Here is a 4,439-nt window from a genome sequence, read left to right as displayed (position 1 = left end):
TACAGGCACACCAGCCACATCGTCCAAACCCTGCCGCATCCCGGGCGTGTCGCAAACGGCATCCCCGGAAAATCAAGGGTCGAGCCCTGATCGTCCGTCTGGGCCCGGCACAGGGCGCCTCAGGGCATGCTGACGATCGCGACCGACCGGCCCGATCGACCCGATCGCTCCCCCTCGCCGAGGGGCGAGGGGCGAGGGGCGAGGGCGAGGGGGCAGGGTCGTCAGCCGAGCGGCAACGCGAGGACGACGAGCAGCGAGAGCCCCGCGACGAAGACCCAGGAGCCGAGGCCGACGAGGACGGCGCGCCCCCCGGCGCGGGCGAGACGCTCGAGCCGGACGCTCGACCCGAGCCCGACGAGGGCCAGGCCGAGCAGGACGGTCTGGACGGTGTCGGCTCCCGTGACCGCCGCCTCCGGCAGGTCCACCAGGGTGCGCAGCACGACCGCGGCGAGGAACCCGACCACGAACAGGGGCACCAGGGGAGGTCGGGTGCCAGCGTCGCCTCCCCCTCGGCGGACCACCGCGGAGGTGATCGCGACCACCGGTGCGAGCATGACCACCCGTGTGAGCTTGACCACCACGGCGATCGCGAGCGCCGAGGCGCCGGCGGTCTGCGCGGTCGCGACCACCTGGCCGACGTCGTGCACGCTGGCCCCGGTCCACGCGCCGAACTGCACCGGCGTCAGGCCGAGCGCCGTGCCGAGCGCGGGGAGGACCGCGATCGCCGCGGTGCCGCACAGGGTGACCAAGGCCACCGGGGTCGCGGCGTCCTTGCCGCGGTCGCGGGTCACCGCCGACATCGCGCCGATGGCCGACGCCCCGCAGATCGAGAAGCCGGCAGCCAGCAGGAGGGGCTGGTCACCGGGGAGGCGCGCCCACCTCCCGAGCAGCCAGGTCACGAAGAACGTGGCGACCAGGATCCCGACGACGCTGAGCACCGTGGCCCAGCCGAGCCCGGCCACGTCGACCAGGCTGAGCTTCAGCCCGAGCAGCACGACCCCGATGCGGAGCAGGCGCTTCGCCGCGAGGGTCAGCCCGGGTGCGAGCACCCCGTCGAGCGCCGGCCGGAACGCCGGCACCTGGCCGAGGGCGATGCCGAGGACGACGCAGCCCGTCAGGATCGGGACCGCCGGCACCACCAGGTGCACGAGCCAGGCGACCCCGAGCACCGCGGCCGCGAGGCCGACCCCGGGGAGAACCCGTCGCCGCGGAGGCGCGGCGGAGGGCGCCGGGGTCGTCACCGACGACGCCTAGACGCGGTTCTTGGCGGGGTTGATCAGCGAGCCGATGCCCGAGATCGCGACCTCGACGGTCTCGCCGGCGGTGAACGGGCCGATGCCGGCGGGGGTGCCGGTGAGGATGACGTCGCCGGGCAGGAGCGTGAACACGTCGGTCACGTACTCGATCAGCTCGGGGATCTTGTGGATCATCTGCATCGTCGACTCGCGCTGCTTGACCTCGCCGTCGACGCGGGTCTCGATGGTCGCGTCGCTCCAGTCGAACTCGTTCTCGATGTACGGGCCGAGCGGCAGGAACGTGTCGTAGCCCTTGGCCCGGGTCCACTGGCCGTCGGCAGTCTGCACGTCGCGAGCGGTGACGTCGTTCGCGATCGTGTAGCCGAAGACCACGTCCTGGTAGTCCTCGGCCTTGACGCGCTTGGCGATCGAGCCGATCACGATGGCGAGCTCGCCCTCGAAGTCGACCTGCCCGACGTCGGGCGGCAGCTGGATCGAGTCGCCGAACCCGATGACCGTCGTGTTCGGCTTCAGGAACAGCAGGGGCGCCTCCGGCGGGGTCTGCCCCAGCTCGTCGGCGTGGTCGTGGTAGTTCAGGCCCACTCCCACGACCTTCGAGCGCGGGATCACCGGCGCGAGCAGCTTGGCCGAGCGGAGCGAGACACGCTCGCCCGTGGTCTCGTAGCCGCTGTACATCGGGTCGCCCGCGAGCACGATCAGCTCGCGCTCGTCGACGATGCCGTAGCGGGGGTCTTCTCCGGGAGTCGCGAACCGTGCGATCTTCATGCGTCGAGCCTCGTCATCCATCCGTGGACGTCGTCGCGACGCCCGTACTGGATGTCGGTGAGCTCTTCGCGCAGCGACATCGTGAGGGGTCCGCCCTCGGCGGCGGGCGAGCCGACGTGGAAGCCCTCGCCCTTGAGCTCGGCGATCGGGACGACCACGGCGGCGGTGCCGCAGGCGAAGACCTCGACGATGTCGCCGTTCTCGACCCCGTCACGCCACTCGTCGAGCGACACCCGACGGCGCTCGACCCGGTGGCCGCGCGCCTCGGCGAGCTCGAGGATCGAGTCGCGGGTGATGCCCTCGAGGATCGAGTCGCTGTCGGGGGTGACCAGGGTGCCGTCCGCGTAGACGAGCACGACGTTCATGCCGCCGAGCTCTTCGATGTAGGTGCTCTCGGACGAGTCGAGGAACAGCACCTGCTGGCAGCCGTTCTCGTAGGCCTCCTGCTGCGGCAGCAGCGACGAGGCGTAGTTGCCGCCCGTCTTGGCGGCACCCGTGCCGCCCTTGCCCGCGCGGGCGTAGTTCGTGGTGAGCCAGATCGAGACCGGGGCCACGCCTCCGGTGAAGTAGGCACCTGCAGGGCTCGCGATGACGTGGTAGTCGACCTGCTGGGCCGCCCGCACGCCGAGGAAGCTCTCGCTCGCGATCATGAACGGCCGCAGGTAGAGGCTCGTCTCGGGCGCGCTCGGCACCCACGAGCTGTCGACCTGCACCAGCTGCTTGACGCTCTCGACGAAGTCGTCGGTCGAGAGCTCGGGCAGCGCGAGACGCCGCGCCGAGCGCTGGAGGCGCCTGCCGTTGGCGTCGGGGCGGAAGGACCAGATCGAGCCGTCCGCGTGGCGGTAGGCCTTCATCCCCTCGAAGATCTCTTGCGCGTAGTGCAGCACCGACGCCGCCGGGTCGAGCTGGAGCGGCCCGTACGGGTGGACGCGGGCGGCGTGCCAGCCCTCGTCGAGGGTCCAGCGGATGGAGACCATGTGGTCGGTGAAGTGCTTGCCGAAGCCCGGGTCGCTGAGGATCACCTCGCGCTCGGCGCTGTCGCGGACCGACTCGGACGGGGTCAGCTCGAAGCTGAGGCCGAACTCGGCGGTGTCGTCGGGCGTGACGGTGTCGGCGGTCGTGGTGTCGTCGGTCTGGCTCATGATGCGGCCTCCTGGCTGGTGAGGGCGGCGACGCGGTCGGCGATCGCCGTGCCGATCTCGGACGTGCTGCGGCGGGTGCCCGCGGACTGCTGACGGGCGGCGATGTCGGCCTCGACGGCCTCGCGGACCCGCGCCGCCGCCTCCTGCAGGCCCAGGTGGTCGAGGAGGAGCGCGACGGACAGGACCGCGGCGGTCGGGTCGGCCAGCTGCTGGCCGGCGATGTCGGGCGCCGAGCCGTGCACGGGCTCGAACATGCTCGGGAACGCCCCGCTCGGGTTGAGGTTGCCCGACGCCGCGAGCCCGATGCCGCCGCTGATCGCCCCGGCGAGGTCGGTGAGGATGTCGCCGAACAGGTTGTCCGTGACGATCACGTCGAAGCGTGCCGGGTCGACGACCAGGTGGATGGTCGCCGCGTCGACGTGCTGGTACTCGACCTCGACGTCGGGGTACTCGGCCGCGACCGCGTCGACGATCCGCTGCCAGAGGCCGCCCGCGAAGACGAGCACGTTGGTCTTGTGCACGAGGGTCAGGCGGCCCCGACGGCTGCGCGCCTTCTCGAAGGCGAAGCGGACCACCCGCTCGACGCCGTGCGCGGTGTTGACGCTCACCTCGTTGGCGATCTCGTGCGGCGTGCCGGCACGGAGGACGCCGCCGTTGCCGACGTACGGCCCCTCGGTGCCTTCACGGACGACGACGAAGTCGACCTCGCCGGGATCGGCCAGCGGCGACGGGACCCCCGGGTAGACGGTGGTGGGGCGCAGGTTGACGTAGTGGTCGAAGGCGAAACGGAGCTTCAACAGCAGGCCCCGCTCGATGATGCCGCCCCTGAGGCGCGGGTCGCGCGGGTCGCCGCCGACCGCGCCGAGCAGGATCGCGTCGTGCGAGGCGAGCGCCGCCAGGTCGTCGTCGGTGAGGATGTCGCCCGTCTCGAGGTAGCGCGTCGCGCCGAGCTCGAACGGCGTCACCTCGAAGGAGGCGTCGTCGCCTGCCGCGACCTCGAGCACCTTGAGCGCCTCGGCGACGACCTCGGGGCCGATGCCGTCGCCGGGGACGGCGGCGAGGCGGACGGTGCGCGACATGGGACTCCTGGGGTCGGCGAAGCGGGTGACCCTTCACTGTACCTGCGCGGGGAGGGGCGCCGCGCCGCCCGAAGGGGGTCGCGGGCGGCCGTCGGGGGACGGGTGCCGCGCCTCCTGGGGGACCGGTCGGGCGCCTCCTGCAGGACGGGCGCCGCGCCTCCTGCGGGTCAGTCGTGCGCGGAGGCCCGGCGGAGGGC

General features: G+C 72.3%; 4 protein-coding genes. All 4 read right to left on the bottom strand.

Going from position 1 to position 4,439, the window contains the following annotated elements; translation table 11 throughout:
* Positions 1 to 221: 221 nt before the first annotated feature.
* The 4 genes from RWM17_RS12635 to RWM17_RS12620 are packed head-to-tail and all read right to left on the bottom strand — an operon-like array spanning position 222 to position 4,242.
* Positions 222 to 1,241 (bottom strand): putative sulfate exporter family transporter, encoded by a 1,020-nt coding sequence (locus RWM17_RS12635; protein WP_314104180.1) that lies wholly within the window; start codon positions 1,239 to 1,241, stop codon positions 222 to 224.
* A gap of 9 nt (positions 1,242 to 1,250) precedes the next feature.
* On the bottom strand, positions 1,251 to 2,021 hold the full coding sequence (locus RWM17_RS12630; protein ID WP_314104179.1) for a fumarylacetoacetate hydrolase family protein: 771 nt from the start codon (positions 2,019 to 2,021) through the stop codon (positions 1,251 to 1,253).
* Entirely contained in the window at positions 2,018 to 3,163 is a 1,146-nt protein-coding gene (locus tag RWM17_RS12625) for a branched-chain amino acid aminotransferase (RefSeq protein ID WP_314104177.1), read from the bottom strand. Before RWM17_RS12625 ends, RWM17_RS12630 begins: the two co-directional genes overlap by 4 nt.
* Positions 3,160 to 4,242: a 3-isopropylmalate dehydrogenase gene (locus tag RWM17_RS12620; RefSeq protein WP_314104175.1), complete on the bottom strand. Its 1,083-nt coding sequence runs from the start codon at positions 4,240 to 4,242 to the stop codon at positions 3,160 to 3,162. Before RWM17_RS12620 ends, RWM17_RS12625 begins: the two co-directional genes overlap by 4 nt.
* Positions 4,243 to 4,439 lie beyond the last annotated feature (197 nt).

The organism is uncultured Frigoribacterium sp., from assembly GCF_963515265.1.
Lineage (GTDB): Bacteria > Actinomycetota > Actinomycetes > Actinomycetales > Microbacteriaceae > Frigoribacterium.
This window is presented reverse-complemented; position numbering and strand designations above follow the sequence as displayed.

Excerpts from the sequence above, each read along its gene's own strand:
- RWM17_RS12630 (WP_314104179.1), bottom strand. The coding sequence starts at position 2,021 with ATGAAGATCGCACGGTTCGCGACTCCCGGAGAAGACCCCCGCTACGGC.
- RWM17_RS12620 (WP_314104175.1), bottom strand. The coding sequence starts at position 4,242 with ATGTCGCGCACCGTCCGCCTCGCCGCCGTCCCCGGCGACGGCATCGGC.
- RWM17_RS12625 (WP_314104177.1), bottom strand. The coding sequence starts at position 3,163 with ATGAGCCAGACCGACGACACCACGACCGCCGACACCGTCACGCCCGAC.